General features: G+C 75.8%; 19 protein-coding genes. 12 read left to right on the top strand and 7 right to left on the bottom strand.

Annotated elements, in window-relative coordinates:
* Nucleotides 1-52: 52 nt before the first annotated feature.
* Nucleotides 53-457, bottom strand: coding sequence for a BON domain-containing protein (locus HWY08_RS14835; protein ID WP_176066560.1), 405 nt, complete (start codon nt 455-457; stop codon nt 53-55).
* 148 nt (nt 458-605) lie between these two features.
* On the opposite strand from HWY08_RS14835, the gene HWY08_RS14830 reads away from it, so the two are divergent.
* Complete coding sequence (locus tag HWY08_RS14830) at nt 606-2747, top strand: GNAT family N-acetyltransferase (protein WP_176066557.1); 2142 nt, start codon at nt 606-608, stop codon at nt 2745-2747.
* Here HWY08_RS14830 and HWY08_RS14825 read toward each other — a convergent pair.
* Nucleotides 2677-3507, bottom strand: a complete 831-nt coding sequence (locus HWY08_RS14825) for a PIG-L deacetylase family protein (protein ID WP_176066555.1) — start codon at nt 3505-3507, stop codon at nt 2677-2679. The genes HWY08_RS14830 and HWY08_RS14825 overlap by 71 nt on opposite strands.
* An 89-nt stretch (nt 3508-3596) precedes the next feature.
* Here HWY08_RS14825 and HWY08_RS14820 point away from each other — a divergent pair, with 89 nt between their 5' ends.
* Complete coding sequence (locus HWY08_RS14820) at nt 3597-4592, top strand: aldo/keto reductase (RefSeq protein ID WP_176066553.1); 996 nt, start codon at nt 3597-3599, stop codon at nt 4590-4592.
* A gap of 12 nt (nt 4593-4604) precedes the next feature.
* Nucleotides 4605-5051, top strand: a complete 447-nt coding sequence (locus HWY08_RS14815) for an acyl-CoA thioesterase (protein WP_176066551.1) — start codon at nt 4605-4607, stop codon at nt 5049-5051.
* Between the two features lie 71 nt (nt 5052-5122).
* On the opposite strand, the gene HWY08_RS14810 is transcribed toward HWY08_RS14815, so the two are convergent.
* Entirely contained in the window at nt 5123-6988 is a 1866-nt protein-coding gene (locus tag HWY08_RS14810) for a transketolase (protein ID WP_176066549.1), read from the bottom strand.
* A gap of 218 nt (nt 6989-7206) precedes the next feature.
* Here HWY08_RS14810 and tal point away from each other — a divergent pair, with 218 nt between their 5' ends.
* The 6 genes from tal to HWY08_RS14780 all read left to right on the top strand — a co-directional run bounded on the left by tal (nt 7207) and on the right by HWY08_RS14780 (nt 11039).
* On the top strand, nt 7207-8358 hold the full coding sequence (gene tal, locus HWY08_RS14805) for a transaldolase (protein WP_176066548.1): 1152 nt from the start codon (nt 7207-7209) through the stop codon (nt 8356-8358).
* 172 nt (nt 8359-8530) lie between these two features.
* Nucleotides 8531-9103, top strand: a complete 573-nt coding sequence (locus HWY08_RS14800) for a hemerythrin domain-containing protein (RefSeq protein WP_235969643.1) — start codon at nt 8531-8533, stop codon at nt 9101-9103.
* Between the two features lie 20 nt (nt 9104-9123).
* Nucleotides 9124-9477: a carboxymuconolactone decarboxylase family protein gene (locus HWY08_RS14795; protein WP_176066544.1), complete on the top strand. Its 354-nt coding sequence runs from the start codon at nt 9124-9126 to the stop codon at nt 9475-9477.
* Nucleotides 9478-9577: 100 nt separating this feature from the next.
* Nucleotides 9578-10105 (top strand): 2-amino-4-hydroxy-6-hydroxymethyldihydropteridine diphosphokinase, encoded by a 528-nt coding sequence (folK, locus tag HWY08_RS14790; protein WP_176066542.1) that lies wholly within the window; start codon nt 9578-9580, stop codon nt 10103-10105.
* A complete protein-coding gene (gene folE, locus HWY08_RS14785; protein WP_176066540.1) occupies nt 10086-10652 on the top strand; it encodes a GTP cyclohydrolase I FolE in 567 nt (188 codons plus the stop codon). The genes folK and folE overlap by 20 nt, the downstream gene beginning before the upstream one ends.
* 21 nt (nt 10653-10673) lie before the next feature.
* A complete protein-coding gene (locus HWY08_RS14780; protein WP_176066538.1) occupies nt 10674-11039 on the top strand; it encodes a dihydroneopterin aldolase in 366 nt (121 codons plus the stop codon).
* A gap of 67 nt (nt 11040-11106) precedes the next feature.
* On the opposite strand, the gene HWY08_RS14775 is transcribed toward HWY08_RS14780, so the two are convergent.
* Entirely contained in the window at nt 11107-14169 is a 3063-nt protein-coding gene (locus tag HWY08_RS14775) for a S8 family serine peptidase (RefSeq protein ID WP_176066537.1), read from the bottom strand.
* Nucleotides 14170-14443: 274 nt separating this feature from the next.
* Here HWY08_RS14775 and HWY08_RS14770 point away from each other — a divergent pair, with 274 nt between their 5' ends.
* Nucleotides 14444-15115, top strand: coding sequence for a hypothetical protein (locus HWY08_RS14770; protein WP_176066535.1), 672 nt, complete (start codon nt 14444-14446; stop codon nt 15113-15115).
* Here the strand turns inward: HWY08_RS14770 and HWY08_RS14765 are convergent.
* Both HWY08_RS14765 and HWY08_RS14760 read right to left on the bottom strand, forming a co-directional pair.
* Nucleotides 15102-16820: a M28 family peptidase gene (locus tag HWY08_RS14765; RefSeq protein ID WP_176066533.1), complete on the bottom strand. Its 1719-nt coding sequence runs from the start codon at nt 16818-16820 to the stop codon at nt 15102-15104. The two genes, HWY08_RS14770 and HWY08_RS14765, sit on opposite strands and share 14 nt — an antisense overlap.
* 23 nt (nt 16821-16843) lie before the next feature.
* Nucleotides 16844-19177: a patatin-like phospholipase family protein gene (locus HWY08_RS14760; protein ID WP_176066531.1), complete on the bottom strand. Its 2334-nt coding sequence runs from the start codon at nt 19175-19177 to the stop codon at nt 16844-16846.
* 259 nt (nt 19178-19436) lie between these two features.
* On the opposite strand from HWY08_RS14760, the gene HWY08_RS14755 reads away from it, so the two are divergent.
* The gene (locus HWY08_RS14755) at nt 19437-20765 is read left to right on the top strand and encodes a M20/M25/M40 family metallo-hydrolase (RefSeq protein ID WP_176066529.1); all 1329 of its coding nucleotides are present in this window, start codon (nt 19437-19439) and stop codon (nt 20763-20765) included.
* A 99-nt stretch (nt 20766-20864) separates the two neighbouring features.
* Here HWY08_RS14755 and HWY08_RS14750 read toward each other — a convergent pair whose 3' ends face one another.
* Nucleotides 20865-22955, bottom strand: coding sequence for a methyl-accepting chemotaxis protein (locus HWY08_RS14750; RefSeq protein ID WP_176066527.1), 2091 nt, complete (start codon nt 22953-22955; stop codon nt 20865-20867).
* A 220-nt stretch (nt 22956-23175) separates the two neighbouring features.
* Between HWY08_RS14750 and HWY08_RS14745 the strand changes: the two genes are divergently transcribed.
* A complete protein-coding gene (locus HWY08_RS14745) occupies nt 23176-24015 on the top strand; it encodes an ion channel protein Tsx (RefSeq protein ID WP_176066526.1) in 840 nt (279 codons plus the stop codon).
* The last annotated feature ends 40 nt before the right edge of the window (nt 24016-24055 follow it).

The following is a 24055-nucleotide window of genomic DNA, read 5'->3' as shown; positions in this document are numbered from 1 at the left end:
CGCGATCCTGGCACGTCCTCGCCCGGCGCGGAGGCCCGAATTGGGGCCCTCGTCAGAGCTGCTCGCCGGCGCCCCCGCCCAGATCGTCCACCGGCGTCAGCCGGTCCTCGACGTCGGCCACCCCGGGCACGCGCGCCACGCGGGAGAGGAGCGCCGCGAAGGCGAACCGCGGCACGCGCCCGAAGAGGACCACCGCCCCCTCGACCGCGGTGACCTCCACCCCGGGCGGAATGTCGACCATCGCCTGCACCCTCGCGACGAGCTGCTCGTCCGAGAGATCGCCCTCGGTCCGGGGGCCGGGCAGCAGCGGGCCCGCGCCGGCCTGCGCCAGCGCCCGGGCGGCGCTCGGCGGCTCGGCCGTGCGCCCGGCGGCGGGGTGCCGGCGGCCGCGGCGGCGCCGCTGGCGCTCGTCGAGCGCGAACGCCACGCACAGCCCCACCAGCATCCCCTTCAGCATGGCGCCGCTCCTCCTCGAGCCTCACGCGAAGGTGTGCCTCGCGGGCCTCCCGCGCCGCGCTGCTCGGCCGGAGAGCGTGCGGTCGCCTCGGCATGGCCGCGCGGCGCCCCGTACTTTTCCCGGGTCGCGCCGGCCCCGCTCCCCCCGCATGCCGCTCACCGTCCTCAACGTGGGATTTCCGCTCGCCCGGGTCGGCCCCGACGCCGTGGGCGGCGCCGAGCAGGTGCTGTGGCAGCTCGATCGCGCCCTCGCGGCGGCCGGCCACCGCTCGCTCGTCCTCGCGCCGGAGGGCTCGCGGGTGGCGGGGGAGCTGCTGACCGTCCCGCTCCAGGCGCCGCCGCTGGACGTCGCGGCGTGGCACCGCGCGCACGAGGCGCACCGGGCGGCGCTGCGCGCCGCGCTGGCGCGCGAGCCGATCGACGTCGTCCACCTCCACGGGGTCGACTTCCACGCCTACCTGCCGCCGCCCGGCCCGCCCGCGCTGGCGACGCTGCACCTGCCCGCCGCCTCCTACCCCGGCCACGCGCTGCACCCGGCCCGGCCGCGCACGTTCCTGCACTGCGTCTCGGCCTCCCAGCGCGCGGCCTTCCCGCCCGGCACGGCGCTCCTCGACGACGTGCCGAACGGCGTGGACCTGGGGGCGTTCCACCCCGCCCTGGGCAAGGGGTCCTACGCGCTCGCGCTCGGGCGCGTCTGCCCGGACAAGGGGGTCCACCTGGCGCTCGACGCGGCGGCGCGGGCGGGGGTGGACCTCGTGGTCGCGGGCGCGGTGCACCCCTTCCCCGAGCACCTCCGGTACTTCGAGGAGGAGGTGCGCCCCCGGCTCGACCGCCGGCGGCGCTTCGTCGGGCCGGTCGGCGGCGCGCGCAAGCGCGCCCTGCTCGCGCGCGCCCGGTGCCTGGTGGTGGCGAGCCAGGTCGCGGAGACGACCTCCCTCGTGGCGCTGGAGGCGCTCGCCTCGGGCACGCCGGTGGTGGCGCTCGGCCGCGGGGCGCTGCGGGAGGTGGTGGAGCACGGGCGGACGGGGTTCCTGGTCGACCGGCCCGAGGAGCTGGCCGCCGCCATCCTGCAGGCGTCGGCGCTCTCGCCCGCCGACTGCCGCCGCGCCGCGGAGGAGCGCTTCCCGCTCGCCGAGACGGTCCGCCGCTATCTGGCGCTCTACGACCGGCTCGCGGGGCGGGACGGCGCGCCGGCCTCGCCGCGCCGCGCGGTCCCCGCGCCCCCCGCCGCGCCGCGGGCCGCCCTGCGCCTGGAGGAGGTCGGGCGTTTCGAACAGCTCGCGGCGGCGCGCGGCGCGTGGGAGGAGCTCTGGGCGCGCGCCCCGGGCGCGACGCCGTTCTCCTCGCCGGCCTGGCTCCTCCCCTGGTGCGAGCACCTCGCCACCGGCCCGCCGCGCGCGCTGCTCGCCTGGCGGGGGCGGGATCTCGCCGCGCTCCTCCCCGTTTTCACCTACCGCGACGGCGCGGCGCGGGTGCTGGGGCTCCTCGGCGGCGGGGTCTCCGACTACCAGGACCTCGTGGCGGAGGACGGCGCCGCGGCGGAGGCGGCGCTGGGCTGGCTCGCCGACCGGCAGGGCGCGGCCTTCGACCGCTGCGACCTCCGCGCCCTGCCCCGCTCGTCGCTGCTGCTCCCGGCGGCCGAGGCCGCGCCGCTCGCCGCGGCGCGCGCCGAGGACGACCTCTGCTCGGTGCTCGCCCTGCCCTCGCGCGCCGCCGGCCTCGCCGCCGCCGGCGTCTCGCCCGGCCTCCTCGCCGGCGCTCGCTACCAGCTCCGCCGGCTGGGGCGCGACGGGGACGTCGCGTTCGTCCGGGCCGACGCGGCCTCGCTGCCCGACCTGCTCGCCGACCTGTTCCGGCTGCACCGCGCGCGCTGGGCCTCGCGAGGGCGCCCGGGGCTCCTCGCCTCCGGCCGGCTGGAGGCGTTCCACGCGGCGGCGGCGCGCGGGCTCCTCGCCGCCGGCGTCCTCCGGCTGCACGCGCTGCGCCTCGCCGGCCGCACGCTGGGCGTGCTCCACGGCTTCACCGCGCGCGGCCGCGCCTACGCCTACCTCACCGGCTTCGCGCCGGAGGCGGCCCCGCGCAGCCCGGGGAGCGTGCTCTTCGCGCACGCGGCCGAGGAGGCGATCGCGGAGGGCGCCCGGGAGCTCGACTTCCTGCGCGGGCGGGAGCCCTACAAGCGGCGCTGGGGCGCGCAGCCCCGTACCACCTGGCGGCTCGTCCTCACCCCGCGAGCCGCAGCTCGGCCATCGCCCGCCGCGCCAGCTCCTGGAAGCGCGCCCCCGTCATGGTGAACCCGAGGCGCTCGTACCAGAGCGGGCCGGGGTGCGGCGGCCGCCCGACGTCGGCGGGCGGAGCGCGCCGGAAGCGCTCCTCGTCCGCCCGGAAGCTCGCCAGCACCGCCCGCTGGCTCTCGAAGGCGGCGAGCATCCGGAGCTTCGCCTCGCGCTCGCGCGGCGAGAGCCGGTGGACCAGCTCGGGGACGCCGGGCGCCGGCAGGAACCGGCCGGTGGTGAGCTCGCCGCCTTCGGCGTGGTAGCTCGTCATCTCGCACAGCCGCGGCGGGCGGCGGCCCGCCCGGGCGACGAGCGCCACCGCGGCGCGCGCGGCGAAGGCTGCGGCGTCGTGGTCGGGGTGACCGCCCTCGTACGGATGGGTGAGCACGGCGGCGGGGGCCTCCTCGAGGAGCACATCGCGCACCGCGAGCGCCAGCGGGGCGAGGTGGAGCGCCGCCTCCTGATCGCCCGCCCCCAGCGCGCGCGCCGCCCCGGGCGCGAGGCCGGCCACCGCCAGCGCGCGCTCCAGCTCGCGCCGGCGAAGGGCGGCGTAAGCGGCGCGGGTCGCGGGCGCGGGGCCGGACCACGCGGCGGGCCACCAGCGCCGGTCGTCCGGCGCCCCGTCGGTGAGGTGCACGAGCGCCGCCCGGCCGCGCCGGACGAGGAGGCCGGCCGCGCCCAGGGTCTCGTCGTCCGGGTGGGCGGCGACGACCACGAGCAGCGGGCGCCGCCCGGCGCGCGGGGGCTCCTCCTGCCCGGGCGGCCTGGCGCGCGCCATGCCCTCACGTTGCGGCCCGCGCGCGGCCTGCGGAAGGCGTCGCGGCCTGGTCGGGCGATGCACACCCTGGCTCGAGGCGAGGAGATCCCATGACCCGGCGCGAGTTCCTCCAGGTGACGGTGGCGGCAGGCGTGACGCCCGCGCTGCCGGGCGGCAGGGCGGCGGCCGCGGGCCCCCTGCCCCACCGCACGCTGGGCCGCACCGGCGCCGAGGTCTCGATCGTGGGGCTGGGCGGGTTCCACATCGGGAAGCAGGAGGACCCCCAGGAGAGCGTGCGCCTCGTGCGCGCGGCGATCGACGGCGGGATCACCTTCCTCGACAACTGCTGGGACTACAACGGCGGCGAGAGCGAGCTGCGGATGGGGAAGGCGCTAAGGGACGGCTACCGCGCCCGCGTCTTCCTCATGAGCAAGATCGACGGCCGGGATCGCGCCACCGCCGCGAAGCAGCTCGACGAGTCCCTGCGGCGGCTGCAGACCGATCACCTGGACCTCCTGCAGCTCCACGAGGTCATCTACTCCGAGGACCCGGGGCGCGCGTTCGCGGAGGGGGGCGCGATGGAGGCGCTCGCCGCGGCGCGCCAGGCGGGCAAGGCGCGGTTCCTGGGCTTCACCGGGCACAAGTCGCCCGACCTCCACCTCGCCATGCTCCGGGCGGCCGACGCGCACGGCTTCGCCTTCGACACGGTGCAGCTGCCGCTCAACGTGCTCGACGCGCACCACGACAGCTTCGAGCGGAAGGTGCTGCCGGTGGCGGTGGCGAAGGGGATGGGCGTCCTCGGCATGAAGCCGATGGCGGACGGGCTCATCCTCGAGTCGCGGGCCGCCGGCGCCGAGGAGTGCCTGCGCTACGCGATGAGCGTGCCCGGGGTGAGCGTCACCATCACCGGCATCGACTCGCGCCGGGTGCTCGAGCAGGATCTTCGCCTGGCGCGCGGCTTCCAGCCGCTCGGCGCCACCGAGCGCGCCGCGCTGCTCGCGCGCACCGCCGCGGCCGCGCAGGGCGGGAAATGGGAGAAGTACAAGACCGCCCGCGAGTTCGACGGCACGTTCCAGAATCCGGAGTGGCTCGGCCCGAAGGCGTGATATCGGGACCGCATGGCCTTCTCTCGCCGCTACGTCGTGCGCTGGTCGGACGCCGACGCCAACGGGCACGTCCGCCACACCGTCTACCCCGAGCTCGGCGCCGAGGTGCGGCTCGCCTGGCTGGCGGAGGCGGGCTGGGACTGGAAGCGCTTCGAGCGGGAGCGCATCGGCCCGGTGCTGCTGCGCGAGGAGATCGACTACCGGCGCGAGGTGGGCCTCAACGGCTCGGTCGAGATCGACAACGAGGCGGTGGGCCTCTCGCCCGACGGCGGCCGCTGGAAGCTGCGCCACACCGTCCGCAAGGAGGACGGCGAGGTGGCGGCGCAGCTCGTGGTGCTGGGCGGCTGGATCGACCTCGAGGCGCGGCGGCTGGTGGTCGCCCCGCCGTCGCTGCTCGAGGTGCTGCGCGCGGCGCCGCGCGCGGCCGACTACGCCGACCTGCCGCCGCTGCGCCGCTGAAGGCGAGCGGGCCGTCCCCGCGGGCGTGGGGGTGGCGCACCTGGCCTGGCGAGGCCGCTCCAGGGGGCGCGTCACCCGCCGCCGGGACCCGTGCCCCCTCGGCCGATGCGCCGCACCGCCGCCGCGATGTGCTCGGCGCTGATGCCCGCGGCGTCGAGCAGCTGCGCCGGGGTCCCCGAGCCGGGCATGTCCCGCACCCCCAGCCGCGCGACGGACGGCGGCGAGGGGCGGCCCGCGAACACCTCGCAGACCGCGTCGCCCAGCCCGCCCTGCGGCCAGTGATCCTCCACGACGACGAGCTGGCCGCCGCACTCGCGGGCGCAGGCCTCGACCGTCACCGCGTCGATCGGCTTCACCGAGTAGAGGTCGACGACGCGGACCGCCAGCCCCTCGCCCTCGAGCAGCGCGTGGGCCCGGAGCGCCTCGTGGAGCGTGACGCCGGCGGCGAGGACGGCCGCCACGTCGCGCGGGGACTGGCGCAGGACCTTGCTCCCGCCGATGGCGAAGCGCTCCTCGCTCCCGTAGAGGACCGGCGTCTTCTCCCGCGTCGTGCGCAGGTAGGTGATCCCGTCGCGGCTCGCCATCTGCCGCGTCAGCTCCGCGGCGGTGGTGGCGCACGACGGGTAGAGGACGGTGCTGCCGTGCACGGCGCGCATCATGGCGAGGTCCTCGAGGGCCATCTGCGAGGGCCCGTCCTCGCCGATCGAGACGCCCGCGTGCGAGCCCACCAGGCCGAGGTGGGCCCGCGAGATCGCGGCCATGCGGACCTGGTCGTAGGCGCGCGAGAAGAACGCGGCGAAGGTGGCCGCGAAGGGCCTGAGGCCGAGCACCTGCATGCCCACCGCCGCGCTCACCAGCTGCTGCTCCGCGATGTAGATCTCGAAGAAGCGGGCGGCGTCCGCCTTCAGGAACCTCTCCGAGAAGGTGGAGTTGCTCACCTCCCCGTCCAGCACCACCACGTCCCCGCGCGCCGCGCCGAGCGCCCGGAGCGCGTCGCCGAACGCCTCGCGCGTCGCCACCTTCGTCCCGACCTCGTAGCGAGGCGGCGTGAACGCGCCGGCGGAAGGCGTGCGCGGCGCCGAGGCCTGCCGCGGCCTCCGCGTCTCGACGACGAGGTCGCCCGCGGGGTCGCCCAGCTCGGCCAGCGCCCGCTTCGCCTCGTCCGCGGAGAGCGCCTTGCCGTGCCAGCCCTCCTTGTCCTCCAGGAAGGAGACTCCGGCGCCCTTCCTCGTGCGCGCCACGAGGCACGTCGGCCGCGACGAGGCCTCCGCCTCCTGGTACGCACGGTGGATGGCCTCCCGGTCGTGGCCGTCCAGGATCTGGGCGTTCCAGCCGAAGGCGCGCGCTCGCGCGGCGTACGGCTCCCCGTCCCACTGCGCCATCGTGGGGCCGCGCTGCCCGAGGCGGTTCATGTCGACGATCGCGATGATCGAGCTCAGCCTGTAGAACCCCGCCAGCTCGAAGGCCTCGTACACGCTCCCCTCGGCCATCTCGCTGTCGCCGAGGAGCACCCAGCAGCGCAGGTCGAGGTCCAGCAGGCGCGCGGCCAGGGCCATCCCCACCGCCGCCGGGATCCCCTGCCCGAGCGACCCCGTCGCCACGTCGACCCAGGGCAGGCCTGGCGTCGGGTGTCCCTCGAGCCGGCTGCCGCGCTTGCGCAGCGTGAGCAGCTCCTCGTCGGCGATGGCACCGGCCGCCTTGAACATGGCGTAGAGGAGCGGCGCGGCGTGGCCCTTCGAGAAGACGAGCCGGTCGTTGTCCGGGCCGTGGGGGGCCTTCCAGTCGTAGTGGAGGTGATCCGACAGCAGGACGGCCATCAGATCCGCCGCCGACATGCTGGAGGTGGGGTGCCCCGAGCCGGCCGCGGTCGTGGCGCGGATGCTGTCGGCGCGGAGCCGGGTCGCCAGCGCTCGCCACCTGTCGGAAGTGCTCGCCATCCGCGGCCTCCTCGCGGCGCCCATCGTCTTCCAGCCGAGCGTGAGCGTTGCTGCCTGACGGTAGTGCCTGCCCACCCGCGCGGCAGCGTTCGCCGCGCCGCCGGCGGCAGCCCCCTGCCCACCTCCCGGCAGCTGGGAGGCCCGCTCGCCGTCCCCTCCGCGCGGCCCCGCGGCTCCTCTCGCCGGCCGCGGTTATCCTCCTCCCGGAGGATCCGGCGATGGCGAACCCACTGCGTGAGCTGGCCCGCTTCGGGCAGAGCGTCTGGTACGACAGCCTGCGGCGGGGGATCCTCGCCTCGGGGGAGCTGGCGCGCTTCATCGCGGAGGATGGGCTCACCGGGCTCACCACCAACCCCGCCATCTACGAGAAGGCCATCGGGCAGAGCCGCGACTACGACGCCGAGCTGCTGCGGCTCCTGCCGCGGCGCGACCTCGACGCCAAGGCCATCTACGAGGAGCTGGCGCTCCACGACATCCGGGCCGCCGCCGATCTCCTGCGCCCCGTCTACGCGCGGACCGCGCGGGGCGACGGCTTCGTGAGCCTCGAGGTCTCGCCGGTGGTCGCGCGCAACGCCGCCGCGACGCAGGCCGAGGCGCGGCGGCTGTGGCGCGCGCTCGGGCGCGAGAACGTCCTGATCAAGGTGCCGGGGACGCCCGAGGCCCTCCCGGCCATCCGCCAGCTCCTCTCGGAGGGCGTCAACGTCAACGTGACGCTGCTCTTCTCGCGCGCGACGTACGCCCGCGTCGCCGAGGCCTACCTCACCGCGCTGGAGGATCGGGCGGCGCGCGGCGAGGATCTGTCGCGGCTGGCGAGCGTGGCGAGCTTCTTCGTGTCGCGCGTCGACACGCTCGTGGACGGCCTGCTCGAGGAGCAGTGCGCCAGCAGCTCCCGGCGCGAGGTCCAGGTGCGCGCCGAGGCGCTGCGGGGCCGGGTGGGCATCGCCAACGCCAAGCTGGTCTACCAGGACTGGCGCGCGCTCACGGCCTCGCCGCGGTGGGCGCGGCTCCGTTCGCTCGGCGCGCGGCCGCAGCGGCTCCTCTGGGCGAGCACCAGCACCAAGAACGCCCGCTACCGCGACGTCATGTACGTGGAGGAGCTGATCGGCCCCGAGACCATCGACACCATGCCGCCCGCCACCTTCGACGCCTTCCGCGACCACGGCCGGGTGCGGCCGACGCTCGAGGCCGACGTCGGAGCGGCGCGGCAGGCGATGACCGAGCTCGCCGACCTCGGGATCTCGATCGACGACGTCACCGACCGCCTGCTCGCGGACGGCGTGCGGCTGTTCGCGGAGCCGTTCGCCAAGCTGCTGGCCACCATCGAGGCGCGGCGGGCGTCGGAGGCGGGTGCGGGCGCGCACGCCCCGTAGGGCGGCTCCGCGACCCAAATGCCGGTGCGCCACCCACATCGCGGTGGGGCGCACCCAATCCTGGTTGGACCTCCGCCTCATGGGATCTCCAATCGTCTGCGGCGCACGTCGGCGTGCAGGCGCGCCCGCCGGCACGCTGGCTGCACGGCCCGGCCATCTCAGGAGGCACGTCGTGCCAAGGTCCGAGACCACGAGCTTCAGCCCGCGAGGGGCCGACCTCATCGCCCAGAGCGGAGCGCCCCGGCCGAGCGCGCCGCCGGTCACCGCTCCGCTGCGCGCAGCGCGCGCTCAGCTCCGGCAGGCGCTCGCCGCGCTGGCCGAGCGCGTGGGCGCCTTGCCCTCCCTGCCGCTCGAGCAGCGCGCCGCCGCCATGGGGCGGGTGGTCGCCGAGCTCGACGAGCGCCTCCGCCCGCACCTCGAGTTCGAGGAGCGCACCATCCACCCGGTGGTGGACAAGTTCGCCTGCGAGGGTCCGGCCGCGTTCAGCGCCTCCATGCGGTACGAGCACGTCATCATCTACCGCTGGCTCGCGGAGCTCGGACGTCAGGCGGGCGAGGCTTCGGCCGCCGTCGCCTTCTCGCGGCGCGCCGACAACCTGCTGGGCGTCGTCCTCGCTCATTTCGAGCTGGAGGAGGAGGTCCTCTTCCCCGTGCTCGATCGCACGATGAGCGCCTCGTCCGGCCGGGCGCTCACGCTGGGGGCTCCCGCGCCGAGCCGCGGTGCCCCGCCGCTGGACGCCGAGTAGGACCACCCGAGGAGGAGCGCATGCACGATCACGATCACGATCAGGTCTATCCCGTCCCCAGCGCGGAGCTGTCGCGGCACCGGCACGAGCTGGCGCCGGAGATCGACGACGCGTTCCACGCGTTCAGCAAGGCCGCGTTCGCCGAGGGGGCTCTGGCGCGCAAGGTGAAGCAGCTCATCGCGGTCGCCGTCGCCCACACCACCCAGTGCCCCTACTGCATCCGCGGGCACACGCTCGGCGCCCTCCGCGACGGGGCGAGCGAGCGCGAGATCATGGAGGCCATCTGGGTCGCCGCCGAGATGCGCGCCGGCGGGGCGTTCGCGCACGCGGTGGTCGCGCTCGACGCCCTGGCGGACAAGAAGCGGCAGGCCTGAAGATGCGCATCGGGCGGCGGCGCGCAGCCGCCCTTATCGCGGCGCCGGCGAGGACCTACCCTGGATCCGTGCCGATCGACCTCCTGGAGACCGTCCCCTGATGGCGCGCGTCTTCGTCGGCGTCGGGTCGAGCGTCGCGCCGGAGGTGCACGTCCCGCGGGCGCTGGCGCGCCTCGACGAGGCGGTCGGCCTCCTCGCCGTCTCGACCTTCTACGCCACGCCCGCCCTGGAGCGGCCGGCCGATCCGCCGTTCGTGAACGGCGTGGTCGAGGTGCGCGACCTCCTCGCGCCGGCCCCGCTGAAGGCGCTGCTCGGGCGGATCGAGGAGGGCGAGGGCCGCCGGCGGGACGGCGATCGCTTCGCGCCGCGTCCCATCGACCTCGACCTCCTCCTCCACGGCGAGGCGGTGTCGTGCGCGCCGGACCTCCCCCTGCCCCACCCCGACGTCACCCGCCGCCGGTTCGTCGCGCTGCCCCTGCTCGAGCTCGCGCCCGACCTGGTGCTCCCCGGCGCCGGGAAGCGCCTCTCGGCGGTGGCGCCGGCGCTCCCGCCCCACCCCATGGCGCCGGCCCCGGAGCTCACCCGCCAGCTCGGAAGGAGGTTCGCCCATGGACGCGGCGAAGGTTGAGGGCCTCGTGCGCGAGCTGCTCCGGGAGATCGGGGAGGACCCCGCGCGCGAGGGGCTCCTCCAGACGCCGGCCCGCGTGGCCCGCGCGCTCGCGTTCCTCACCTCGGGCTACCGCGGCGACGCCGCGGAGGTCGTGCACCGGGCGGTCTTCGCGCAGCCGACGAACCACATGGTGATCGCCCGCGACATCGAGCTCTACAGCTTGTGCGAGCACCACCTGCTGCCCTTCTTCGGCCGCGCCCACATCGGCTACGTCGCCCAGGGGCGGGTCATCGGCGTCTCCAAGCTGGCGCGCCTCGTCGACCACTTCGCGCGGCGGCTCCAGATCCAGGAGCGCCTGACGGAGGAGGTCGCCGGCGCGGTGCAGGAAGCGGTGAAGGCGGACGGCGTGGGCGTCGTCGTCGAGGCGCAGCACCTGTGCATGATGATGCGCGGGGTCGAGAAGCAGAACTCGATGATGACCACCTCGGCGGTGCTGGGCAGCTTCCGCCGCTCGACGGCGACCAGGGCCGAGTTCCTGACGCTCATCGGCCGGCGGCACCTGTGAGGAGGAGCTGAGGGGAGCACCATGGATCGGATCGCGATCAACGAGCTGCTGGTCCGCTGCGTCCTCGGCGTCGACGACGAGGAGCGCCGGGAGCTGCAGGACGTCCTCATCAGCGTGACGCTCCACGCCGACCTCCGCAAGGCCGGGGCGAGCGATCGCCTCGAGGACGCCATCGACTACCGGTCCATCAAGAAGGAGATCCTGGGCGCGGCGGAGGGCTCGCGCCACCGGCTCGTCGAGGCGCTCGCCGAGCGCGTCGCCGCGCTCTGCCTCGGACACGCGGGCGTGCGGCGCGTCGACGTCGTCGTGGAGAAGCCGGGCTCGCTCCGCTTCGCGCGCAGCGCCGCGGTGACGATCACGCGCAGGCCGGCGCGCGGGCCGGCGTGAAGACGCGGAGCTCGTGGGGGCCGGCCCCGCGAGCGCGAGGCCGGCCCCTCCGACGCTGCGCCCCGCGCTACCGGGCGGGGACGAGGACCGCCTGGTCTCGCCCGGCCTTGCCGTCCAGGTTCACGATCATGAGCCCCTTGGGCGCGGTCTGCGCCCACTCAGCCGGATCCACCGCCACGGACACGGAGGCGTTCCCGGCCGGGGCGACGGTCACGTAGTCGCCGGTGGCGACCGCGCTCGCGAAGGCGTTGAACGCACCGGCGTCGCTGGTCGCGTCCGAGTCCCCGGTGAAGAGGTCGAACGCCTGGACGCTGTAGGTGAAGCGCGGCGCGGCCGGGGTGAGCCCCAGGTCCGAGGCGCGGACCGGCAGCTCCAGCGTGGAGCCGTCGGTGGGCGCGTTGGCGAAGAAGCGGATGGACGCCGCGCCGGTGGCGAGGTTCTGGACCACCACCGCCACGTCGCCGCTGAAGGATCCCGCCGTGACGAGGCCGTAGTCGATGGCGCTCACCGCGTAGTCCGGCGCCCCGTCGCCGTTCGTGTCGACGAGGACGTCGTACTCGTTCACGGCCGCGCTCGAGAAGCGGTTGAAGGTGTTCACCGCGAACACCAGGTAGCGGCGGCCGCCCGAGGTGAAGGCCTGCACGCCCGCCGCGCGCAGGTCGATCGAGCCCTTGCCGTTCGGCGTCCCGGAGGCGCCCCAGGCGTAGAAGTCGGCGTTGACCGGGATGGCGCCCTCCTCGTTCGCGAGCGCCACGGTGGCGGAGGTGCTGGACCCGTTCAGCCCGGTCGCCCGGGCCTCGAGCTCGGCGCGCGAGTACGCGACGAGGTAGTACGGGACGGCGAGGCCGATGCCGCCGTTCGAGCCCGACACCGGCGTGAGCGTCACCAGGCCGGCCGCGTCCCGGAACAGGTCGGTGTTGCCGGCGGCGCCGGCGGCGACCTGCAGCCGCACCGCCACCGGGAACACGCCGTGCGGCGGCACCCGCACCCGCGACGGGAAGGCGGTGGCGGTGTGCGGGCTGCCGCCGGTCGGGGTGGTGGTCACGTCGAACGTCGCCCACTCCTTGCCGTTGTTCTTCACGAGCACGATCTGGCCGCGATCGAGGTCGCGGGTGAGCTCGGCGAAGCCGTAGGAGAGGTTCATCGGCCCGAACGGCTGGGCCAGCGGGACCACCTGGGTCTTCACGGCCGGCGCCGCCTGCACCAGGCCGGCGCCGCCGATCCGCGCCTCGTAGTCGAGCACCTTCGTCGCGTCGGCGGTCCCGAGGATGGCGGCCCGGATCTCCTCCGCGCTCCACCCGCGGTGCGCCTGCAGCGTGAGCGCCGCCACGCCGGCGACGTGGGGCGAGGCCATCGACGTGCCGCTCATCCGCTCACCCTGGTCGCCGGTCCCCACCCAGGTCGAGAGCACCGAGACGCCGGGCGCGGTGACGCTCGGCTTCAGGGCCGAGTCGTTCATGCGCGGGCCGCCCGAGCTGAAGCTCGCGAACTGCGAGAAGCCGGGGTTCGCGATCGAGGCGGCGGTCAGCGTGGTCGAGCTGGCGGCCAGCACCGCCGCCCGGCTGCTCGACTTGACGCCCAGGAACGGGATGGTGGCGCCCGGGATGGCGCCCTCGAAGGGCGGGAAGGCGTCGGAGGTGTTGATCATGAGCGCCGCCGCGGCGCCGTGCTTGCCGGCCAGGATGGCGCGGTCCACGCGCGGGCAGAGGCCGCGCACCGAGACCACGATCTTGCCGGCGAGCTGCGGCTCGACCGCCGCGTACTCGGCGTCGTTGCAGCCGAGCGAGACGGTCCCGTCGGCGTTGCGCAGCACGTAGAGCCCGAGCGCGCCCCCGGGCAGCGTCGCCCCGTTGGCGTCGATGGCGTCCACGGTGGCGCCGGTGGAGAGGCCCAGCACCGCGCCGGGGAAGGACGCGATCGCGTCGAGCGCGGCCACCGAGATGACCCGGTTGCCGGTGGCGGGGGAGCCGGTGATGTAGGGCGCGAACCCGGAGTTGCCGGCCGAGGCCACCACGATGACGCCGGCTCTGGCGGCGTTCTCGGCGGCGATGGCGTCGGCGCTGTCGGGCGTCCCGAAGGACGAGCCGAGCGACATGTTGATGACGTCCATGTCGTGCTTCACCGCCCAGTCGATGGCGTCGACCACCACGTCCGTCGAGCCCTCGCAGCCGAACACGCGCACCGCGTAGAGGTCGGCCTTGGGCGCCACGCCCGGGCCGACGTTCCAGCTCTGCGAGCCGATGGTGCTCGCGTCGTAGGCGCCGCGGTACGTCGCCCCGGCGGCGGTCACGCCGAAGCCGGCGATGGTGCCGGAGACGTGGCTGCCGTGGCCGGCCAGGTAGCAGTCGAGCGGGTTCGGGTCGGGGACCGGCGTGAGGGCCGGGTTGGGGGTGCCGTCGGGCAGCGTCGCGGGCGCGGACGCGTCGTACGCGTCGCCGACGAGGTCGATGCCGCCCTTCACCTTGGGCGCCCCGGGGCCGAACAGCTTCGGATCGGCCGGCGCGGTGTTGGCGGCGAACGCGGCCTGGTAGGCGGCGGGCGTGCCGGGGCCGCCGAAGTTGGCGTGCGTGAAGTCGATGCCGGTGTCGATGACCGCCACCTTGATCTTCTCGCCGTGGACGCCGTCCACGCCGCTCCAGGCCTGGGGCGCGCCGATGAAGGGCACGCCGACCGTGTTGGCGGGGCCGTCGACGTCCGGCTTCACCACCGAGACCGGGCGGACCGCGACGACGCCGGGGAGGCCCGCGAGCTTCGCCACCTCCGCCAGCGGGACGCGCGCCTTGACGCCGTTGAGGGCGTGCTGGAACTGCGCCAGCACCCGGCCGCCGTGGGCGCGGATGTGATCCGCCACCGGCGCCTGCCGCGTCGCGAGATCGCCGGCGATGCGCTGCTTCGTGGCGTCGTCGAGCTTCTTCCCGGCCGCCGCCTGGGCGGCCGCGACCGAGTCGCCGCCGACCTCCACCACGACGGTGACGAGCGGACCGCCGCCGAGCGGGATCGGGACGTAGGCCGGCTGGAACTCGCCCTGGATCGGCGTGAGCGTGAGGCGGCTCGAGCGGTCGGCGGCTGCGACCGAGCTCGCCGCGGCCGCGGCCGCGACGGTGAGTACGGCGAGAGCTGATCGGCGCATGACTCCTCCTGGTGAAGCCGGTAGGACGGCAGCCAGGGGGGCGTGTGTCCCCCGAGGTAGGCAGCTTCCTCACCTAGCAGGAGCGAGCGGGCGAGCGCCAGCAGCGAAGCCGGCACCAACTTGGGGCGCTGGGGCGCGACTTTGCGGGGGATTTTTGGAACCAGGTGCGTCAAGTTGGCACAGACTGAGCGTGTTTTCGTACGCCCGGAGAAGCAGGCCTGGGAGCGAGGGCGTGCCCCTTGCGGGGAGCCGCGGGCGCCCTCACCGTCAGCGCGTGGGGCGCCTCCTGTCGCTCGCGCTGGCCGTGGCCGCGCTCGCCTGCACGCATCCGCGCGAGCTCGTCCCCGGCCCCGGTGCTCAGACCGCCCCCGGCCGCCCCCGCACCGCCGAGGAGACGGTCGAGGGCGTGCACGTCCAGGTGGACTCGGACGCCTGGCGCTCGAGCCCGGTGCGCGAGGTCCTCTCGCCGGTCCGCGTCACGCTCGAGAACGGCAGCGCGCGGGCGCTCCGCGTCTCCTACGGTCAGTTCACGCTGGGTGGACCCTCCGGCTTCCGGCTGGCCGCCCTGCCGCCATACCAGGTGGTGGCGCAGGACGTCGCCGCGAGCGGCGCCGCGGTGCCGCCCGGCTTCGTCGGCCAGAACTACTTCGTCGCGCCGTGGGCGGCCCGCTTCTACCGCGGCGTGGCGCCCTGGTACGGGCCCTTCCCGTACGACCCCCTCTACTACGACCGGTGGTACGGGGCGTGGCCCACCAACCTCCCGAACGACGAGGTCCTCCGCCACGCCCTCCCCGAGGGCGTGCTCCAGGCCGGCGGGAAGGTGAGCGGGTTCCTCTACTTCAAGGACCAGCCGCCCGGGACCGCGCTCACGTTCTACGCGGCGCTGGTGGACGGCAACACCGGCGAGGCGTTCGGCACGGTCGCCATCCCGTTCACCGTGAAGTGAGCGCCCGGAGCGCCGCGCTCCGCGCCGGCTCGAACTCGTCGCCCGCGTTCCAGCGCGGCAGCCCGGGCGCGTCGGCGAGCCGCAGGCCCACCACGAGCTGCAGCTGCGCGTCCTCGACCGCGCCGGACAGGTCCCACCGGCCCGGCGCGGGCGGGTACTCGTCCGACGGCTGGTGGTAGTTCCGCTGCTCGTAGGCGGTCTGCTGCTCGCGGCCCCAGGCCTCGGGCCGGCCGAGGTAGTGCGGGCCGCCCTTCACGGAGACGTCGGGGACGCCCACCCGCGCCAGCTCGAAGTGATCGGACCGGTAGTAGGAGCCACGGTCGGGGAACGCGTCGCCGTGCACGGTGCGGCCCTGCGCCGCCGCCACCTCGCGGACGACCTCGGAGACCGACGACTTGCCGAGCCCGAGCATGGCGAGATCGCTCGTCCGGCCGAGGATGTTCACCGCGTCGAGGTTGATGGTGGCGGCGAGGCGCCCGGCCGGCGCCGGCGGGTGCTGCGCGAACCAGCGGGCGCCGAGGAGCCCCTTCTCCTCGGCGGTGAAGAAGACGAACAGGAGGGAGCGCCGGGCCGGCGCGGGGGCGGCCGCGCGGGCGATGGCGAGCACGGTGGCGCAGCCGGAGGCGTTGTCGAGCGCGCCGTTGTAGATGCCGTCGGTCGCGGGCGGCACGGGCGCCCGCTGCCCCAGGTGGTCGTGGTGCGCGCTGTAGAGGACGTACTCCTGCGCGAGCTTCGCGTCGGTCCCGCGGAGCAGGCCCACCACGTTCGCGCTCGGCGTCACGGCGCGCGCGACCGGCATGTCGAGCGAGAGCCCGAGCCCGAGCGGCGCGGCGCCCAGGCCCCGCCGCTGCGGGTCCTGCGCGGCGCGGGTGCGCTCGTCGAGGTCCTGGCCGGCGAGCGCGAACACGCGCCGCGCGGCGGCCTCGCTCACCCACATCTTGGCGAGGAGCCGCGCCTCGCCGGGCTCCTGCGGCAGCGCCATCTCGGTCCCGTCCGCGGAGGCGGTGAGCACCTGCCACGGGTAGCTGGCCGAGGGCGTGGTGTGGACGATGATGGCCCCGGCGGCGCCGTGGCGGGCGGCGTTCTCGTACTTGTAGTCCCAGCGCCCGTACCAGAGGCGCACGCCCTCCCCGGCGAAGGGCGGGTTGAAGTTGAGGATCACCACCACCTTGCCCCGGACGTCGGCGCCCCGGTAGTCGTCCCAGCCGTGCTCGGGCGCGGTGATGCCGTAGCCCACGAAGACCAGCCCGGCGCCCGCGAGCTTCACCCGGTCCACCTCGGCGCTCGGCGCGACGATGAGGTCCATCTCCTTCGACGGGCGGGTCGAGAGCGCCAGCGCGCCGCGGGCGCCGCGCACCTCGACCTCGGGCGGCACCGCGCCGGTGAGCTTCACCAGCGGCACGCTCTGGAACCACGAGGCGGGCTTCCCGCCCTCGGCCGGCACGCCCGGCTCGAGCCCGGCCGCCTCGAGCTGCGCGGCCAGGTAGCGGACGGCGAGGTCGTCCCCGCGCTCGCCCGGCGCGCGCCCCTCGAGCAGATCGTCGGCCAGGAAGCGGAGGTGGCCGGAGATCTCGTCGGCGCGCACGCGCGCAGCAGCGGCCTGCTCGGCCGGGGTGAAGGACGGGGCGGCGGCGGCGGGGAGCGCCAGGAGCGCCAGCGCGGCGGCGAGCGCGGCGCGGGTTGCACGAGCCAGGTGGAGGGCCATGGAGGCGCATCCTAGTCCGCCGGTCACATGCGCGTCAGCCAGTAGACGATGCCCGCGACGTCGCTCACGTCGAGGCGCACGTCCCAGCCCGCCCCCGCGCGCTCGCCCGGTCCGGAGAGCGAGGTGAGGACGAGCCGCAGCCGGTCGCGCGCCACCCCCACCCCGAGCTCCACCCCGAGGCGCGTGGTGCTGGCGGCGGCCGGCCACCACGGCCAGGTGCGCCCGGCCGCGGGGCCCAGCGACGCCGAGAGGAGGCCGGTCCGATTCACCACCACCCCGGGCCGCAAGGACACCATCGGCCCGTGCACGAAGTCGGTGGCGAGGTCGCCGCGGAGCTCCAGCGCGAACCGGGCGTCGAGGTCGAGCACCGGCTCCCACCAGGCGGCGGCGAGCTGGGTGGTGGTGACCGAGACGGAGAGGCGGTGCGGGAGCGCCGCGGCGGCGAGGCGCGCCGGGGTGAGGCCCACCTCCGACAGCGCCGGCAGGGTCGAGGGATCGTGCAGCCCCGGCCCGCGGTAGGCGCTGCGCACGAGGAGCTGCGTCCCGGCCCAGGCCACCCGGCCGAACCCCGGCTCTCGCTCCAGCGCCAGGCCGCGGTTGGCGAGCCGGACCAGCCGCTCGTCGGCCCAGCGCTCGGGGCTGTCGGCGAAGTCGCTGGCGTACCCCCGCGCCCGGAGCGCCTCGACGAACTGGTCGGCGGTGGGATCGGCGAAGCACCACGGCTCCGCGTCGGCCGGGTCGCAGCGGCGCGGCTGCGACAGGAGCGCCTCCACCACCTGCGCCGCCGGGGCGAGCGGCCCGGGGGCCCCGTCCGCCGTCCAGGCCCAGCCCGCCCCCGGCTCCGCGCCCGCCAGCGCGCGCGCCTCGGCGCGGGCGAGCCGCCGATACACCGCCCACGCCACCGGCGAGCCCGGCAGCTCCAGGGCGCGCCCCGCGCGCTCCAGCTCCGCGCCGAGGCAGCGCAGGTCGACCGCCCCGTCGCGCGCGAAGGCGGTGGCGCCCGCCGCCACGCTCCCCTGCCCGCAGCGGAACGAGGCGAGCCCGTAGCCGGCGTCGTACACGCCGACCAGGTAGTCGGCCTCGGCGAAGGGGGCCTCGATGAAGGCGCCGAAGTTGAGGAAGAGGCTGGCGGTGAGCGGCGCGAAGCGGCGGGACAGGATGAGCGCCCGCGCCGGCGCCTGGCCGCCGGCCGCGGCGGAGGCGCCCTCCGGCTGCGGCCCCGCCGCCTCCCCCCAGCGCGAGCCGTGCAGCGCCTCGTACAGCGACCGCTCGCGGGCGAAGGTGGCGGCGCCGGCGAGGAAGGCCAGCTCGCGCGCGGCGCCCGCGGCGGGCGCGAGCTCGCGCCGCGCCTCCCGGGTCTGGGTCCGCCGCAGGTCGGGGTCGACGTAGAGGTAGGCGGTGGGCTCCTGCGCCGCGCCCGGCTGCGCCTCCGAGAGCGCCACCGCCAGCTGGAGCGGCGTGTTGTCGAAGACCCCGCCGTCGCGGTAGGCGCCCGCGCAGGCGCGGCCCGGCACGGGCGGTCCGTCCGGCGCCGGGCACAGCCGGAGGGGCGCCGCGCTCGCCGCCGGGCAGGCCTCGACGCACATGGGCAGCGCGACGGCGCCGAAGGCGAACGGGAAGGCGCCGGAGGCCTTCATGGCGGTGATGACCACCTCCGGCTCCACCTGCACCTCCCCGCCGGGCGCCGCGGCGCGGCCCGACAGGTGCAGCACGCGGTCGCCGGCGACGCGCTGGTGCGGCAGCCGCTGGCTCCGCACCTCGGGCGCCCCGCCCGGCTCCGCCACGATCTGCAGCGGCAGCGCCACCGTCTGGTCGCGCGCCGGGAGCCCGGCGACGTAGGTCACGAGCGGCTGCTCCGCGGTGGCGGTCATGCCGAGCGCGACGCGGCACCCCCGCGCGCCGGGCGCGGTGAGCGCCTCCCGCAGCTCGCGCTCGGCCGGCCCGAGCGCCGCCCGCGCCAGGAGCGCGTCGTCCCGCTGGTACGAGGTCGGCACCGCGGGCAGGAGCGCGTCGAGGTCGAGGCCGCGCCAGGCGCGCCGGAACGGGTTGTCGTCCACCGTCGAGCCCTCGGTCGCGGCGCACCAGCCCACCGCCGCCAGGGCCGCGTTGAGGCTGCCGGCCGAGGCGCCGGTGGCGACCGCCAGGCGCGGCGCGACGCCGGCCGGCGCCTGCGCCTCGAGCTGCCGCAGGTAACGGACGAAGGCCCAGGTGGCCCCGGCCTCGTAGGCGCCGAGGCTCGCCCCGCCGCTGATGGTGAGCGCGTAACGGCGCGCCGGGGCGGGCTCCCGCGCCTCGCGCGCGAGCGCCGGCGAGGCGGCGGCGAGCGCGCAGGCGAGGGCGAGCGCGGGGGATCCCACGCGGGGGACTCTAGCGCAGAGGGCCCCCGCGCAGGCGGGCGAAAGCCGACCGCGACCCCGACCGCGACCCCGACCCCGACCCCGACCCCGACCCCGACCCCGACCCCGACCCCGACCCCGACCGCGACCGCGACCGCGACCGCGACCGCGACCTCGACCGCGACCTCGACCGCGACTTCGACCGCGACTTCGACCGCGACCGCGACATGTGACTTCGACTTCGACCTCGGCTCCCGCGCTTTCGATAGGATGGCGGCCCATGACGCCCATCGCCCCGCTCGCGCTCGCGGCCGCGCTGTCGGCCACCTCGGTCGATCCCCACGTCACCCAGCTCGCCGCCGCCGTCGACCCGGCGCGCATGCAGGCCACGGTGGCGAAGCTCGTCTCCTTCGGCACCCGCCACACGCTCTCCGAGGCGCAGTCGCCGGTGCGCGGCATCGGCGCCGCGCGGCGCTGGCTCGCCGGCGAGTTCGCGGCCTTGGCGCGGCAGCCCGGGGCGCGGCTCCAGCCGTTCGAGGACCGCTTCACCCAGCCCCCGGCCCCGCGCATCCCGCGGGCGGTCGAGATCTGGAACGTCGGGGCGGTGCTGCCCGGCACCGACCCGGCCCGCGCGAAGGAGGCCATCGTCCTCACCGGCCACTACGACTCGCGCGGCTCGGACGTCGCGAACGCGGAGGTGGACGCCCCCGGCGCCGACGACGACGGCAGCGGCACCGCGCTCATGCTGGAGCTGGCGCGGGTGCTCTCGCGCGAGCAGCCGGCCATCGCCGTCTACTTCGTGGCGGTCGCCGGCGAGGAGCAGGGGCTGAACGGCTCGACGCACCTCGCGCAGCGCCTGAAGCAGGAGGGGGTGCGGGTGGTCGCGATGACCGCCGTCGACATGATCGGCAGCAGCGCGGGCCAGGACGGCGTGCACGACGACGTCTCGGCGCGCCTCTTCAGCGAGGGGGTGCCCGCCGCCGAGACCGAGCCGCAGCGGAAGCTCCGGGAGGCGCTGGGCGGCGAGAACGACGGCGCGGCGCGCGAGTGGGCGCGCTACGTGAAGCGCGTCGGCGAGCGGTACGTGGAGAACCTGGACCTGTGGCTCATGCTGCGGCGCGACCGCATCGCGCGCGGCTCGGATCACCTGGCCTTCTCGAAGGAGGGGTTCCCGGCCATCCGCCTCGTCGAGGCGCACGAGCACTGGGATCGCCAGCACCAGGACCTGCGGGCGGTGGGCGGGCGCGCCTACGGGGACGTGCTCGCACACGTCGACTTCGCCTACGCCGCGCGGCTCGGGCGCGCGCTCCTCGCCGCGGTGGCCGAGCTGGCCGCGGCGCCGGCGCCGCCGGCGGAGGTGCGCCTCGGGGGCGCGGTGAGCCCGGACACGCACCTCCGGCTCGCCCTGCCGGCGGATCCGCGCGCGGCCGCGCTCGTGCTCTACCGCCGCCGGGCGGACGGCGTCACCTGGCAGCGCGCGACGCGCTACCCGCGCCAGGCCGAGCTGGTGCTCCCGGACGTGGTGCCGGACAACTTCGTCTTCGCCGTCGCGACGGTGGACGCCGAGGGGCGGGAGAGCCTGCCGGTGTACCCGGGGAAGCTCGAGTAGACGGGGCGGCCGAGCGTGGTTGCGCGGCCCCTCTCCCCAGCCTCCCCGCTGCGCGGGGCGAGGGTGGAGGGACCGCTGGTTCGGCCCTGTCCCCCGCCGTCAGGCCCGCGCCGCGGCGCCGGCCCTCGAGTTCTTCGGCAGGTGAGCGGCGTGGCCGGCGCCGGTCGCCGGGCCGCCGCCGCCCAGCTCGAACGACCCCACCACCGCCGCCAGGTCCTCCGATTGGCGGAGCAGCTCGACCGCCGCCGAGGAGGACTCCTCGGAGCTGGCCGCGTTCTGCTGGGTGACCTGGCTCACCTGGGTGACGGCCTGCTCCACCTGGTCGATGCCGGCGGCCTGCTCGCGCGACGAGGCGGCGATCTCGCCGAGGAGGCCGGTGACGCCGGTGACCGAGGCGGTGATCTCGCCCAGCACCTCGGCCACGTGCTTCGCGGTGACCTCTCCCGCCTGCGCCTGCTGGACCGAGCCGCGGATGAGCTCCTCGGTCTTGGCGGCGGCCTCCTTCGAGCGGAGCGCCAGCGAGCGCACCTCCTCCGCCACCACCGCAAACCCCCGCCCCGCCTCGCCCGCGCGCGCCGCCTCCACCGCCGCGTTCAGGGCGAGCAGGTTGGTCTGGAAGGCGATCTCGTTGATGACCTTGATGATCTCCGAGGTGCCCTCGGCGGCCGCCTTGATCCGCTCCATGGCGCGGCTCATCTGCGCGGTCGCGCTGCCGCCGTCGGCCGCGGCGCTCTGGGCGCGCTGGGCGAGGCGCTCCGCCTCGTGCGCGCTGTCCGCCGTGCCCTTCGTCATGCTGGACATCGAGCTCAGGCTCGACGACGTCTCCTCCAGGCTCGACGCCTGCTCGGACGCGCCCGCCGCGACGGCCTGGCTGGACGAGGCGATCTGGCCCGCGGCCGCCGCCACCTGGGTCACCGCCAGCGACACCTGCCCCATGGCGTCGTGCAGCGCCTCGGTGGTCGCGTTGAGGGCGTCCTTGATCCGGGCGTGCTCGCCCTGGTAGCTGCCGGTCACGCGCACCGCCAGGTCGCGCCGCGCCAGCCGGTCCAGCGCGGCGGACACCTCGGCGATGGGAGCGGCCACCGCGTCCAGCACCTGGTTCATCCCGGCGATGAGGTGCGCGTCGCGCCCCCGGTACGCGCTCGGGTCGCCGCGGGCGTCGAGCCGCCCCCGCACCGCCGCCTCGATGAGCGCCTCCATGTCGCGCTCGCGGCGGCCGGTCACCTCGATGAGGTGGTTGAGGCTGCGCTTGAGCGCCGCGAACTCGCCCTGGTACTCGGCCTCGATCGGCGCCACCGCCTCGCCGTCGGCCAGGCGCTCCGCGCACCGGACCGCGGCCTGGAACGGCACGCCGAAGGCGTCGACGGCCGCCTGCAGGCCCACGATCGCGCCCCGGAGCTCGAAGTGCACGCGGTCCGCGTCCGCCCGGTGGTGCAGGTCGCCGCGGTGGACCGCGTCGCACAGGGCCGCGGTCTCCTGCTGGAAGGTCGTGATGGCGCGCTGGAGCGAGCGGGCGATGACGAGCGCGAGCAGCGCCAGGAGCGCGGCGCCCGCGACGAGGACCGCCAGCGCCGCGCGGTCGCCCGCGCGGACGGCGGCGGCGGCCTTCACCTTGGCCTCGGCCACCTGCTCCGTGTTCCGCCGGGTCACCGCAGCGAGGGCCGGGGTGAGCGTGCGCTCGAGCTTCGTCGTCGCCTGCCAGGTCGTGTACGCGGCGTCCGCGGCGGCCTTCACCTCGGGGTCGGTCGGGGAGCGGCCGGCCGCGAGCAGGCCGTCGCGCTGCCGCGCCAGCTGGACGAAGCGCTCCCCGCTCTCGCGCCACCCGTGCCAGGGGCCGCCGGTCTCGGCGTAGAGCTGCCGCGTGCCGGCGTCGAGCGGCAGCGCCTCGAAGGCGCTCCGGGCCTGCTCGGCGGACGCGGTGGCCTCGGCGATCCGCTGGTAGGACCGCTGGCGGACGCCCTCGTCCCCCCGCTCGATGAGGAGCGCGTTGAACGCCCGCATGGCGAGCTGGTGACCGTTCTCCACTGCGTCGAGCGCCAGCGCGCCGGCGAACTGGACGTCGGCGACCGACTGGAACTGATCCGCGACCTGCGCCAGGGCGTGCCGCGCCACCGCCCCCACCGCGAGCGTCACCGCGAGCGCGAACGCCGCGAAGGCGAGCACCCGATCCCGTGTCTTGATCCGAAACATGATTTTCGCTGTATGCATGTGACGTACCGTGACAAATTGCCGCTCCAGCGTAGATGCTGGTTACGTCCCCCGCCACCCTGGGTCGGCGCCGGACCGCCACCCGAAGGACGGGGCACCGTGTGGCTTCTTGTCGCACCTCTCCCGTGACCAAGCGACTGCTCGCTGTCAGCCCACCCGGGTAGGGTGCCCCCCCTCACCTCTCAGGGAGGGAACAAGGCCCATGCACCGCAGCTCTCGACTCTTCGCCTCGCTCGTCGCCGGCGCCGCGCTCGTCGCGTCCGCGCTCCCGTCGGTCGCCCACGCCGACGGCTTCTCGACCACGAACATCCAGCTCCTGCAGGGCTGGGACTTCGACGACAAGAAGTACGGCTACAACACGAAGGACGGCGCGATGACGACCATCACGCTGAACCACTACTCGACGTGGGAGTACGGCGACAACTTCGCCTTCGTCGACATGTACATCGGCGACTTCCGCGACGCGACCGGCGCCCCCGAGTTCGGCTCGCAGGCCGGCCGCTTCGGCACGGGCGCGCAGGCCTACACCGAGTGGCACCCGCGCCTGTTCCTCAACAAGGTCCTCGGGCAGAAGGGGCCGCTGTTCGGCATCTTCCAGAACTGGGGCCTCGCCGGTGAGGTCAACGTCGGGCCGGCGTTCTACGCGTACCTGGGCGGCGTCGGGTTCGACCTCGCGCTCCCCCAGCCGTACACGGTGAGCTGCAACATCTACTACCGGTACGACAAGTTCGACACGCACGTGTGGCAGATCAGCCCGTCCTGGACCATCCCGTTCGCCATCGGCCCGGTGCCGTTCCTCTTCACCGGCTTCGTCGACATCGCCGGCACCAAGGACCTCAACGGCGACAACGCCATCGACATCCTCGCGGAGCCCGAGCTCCTCGTGGACGTGCTGGCGCCGTTCGGCGGGAAGAGCAACCGCCTCTACGCCGGCGTCGAGTGGATCGTCCACAAGTACCCGAGCGGCTTCGCCCACGGCGGCGTGCACGAGGCGCACACGGTGAGCGCGCCGCAGGCGATGGTGCAGTGGACGTTCAACTAGCGTCCGCGCCGCGCTGCTGAAGGCTCTCGGCCCCTCCCCC

It is taken from the genome of Anaeromyxobacter diazotrophicus (genome assembly GCF_013340205.1).
Lineage (GTDB): Bacteria > Myxococcota > Myxococcia > Myxococcales > Anaeromyxobacteraceae > Anaeromyxobacter_A > Anaeromyxobacter_A diazotrophicus.
The sequence above is the reverse complement of the archived record's forward strand: the minus strand, read 5'-3'. Positions and strand labels throughout refer to the sequence as shown.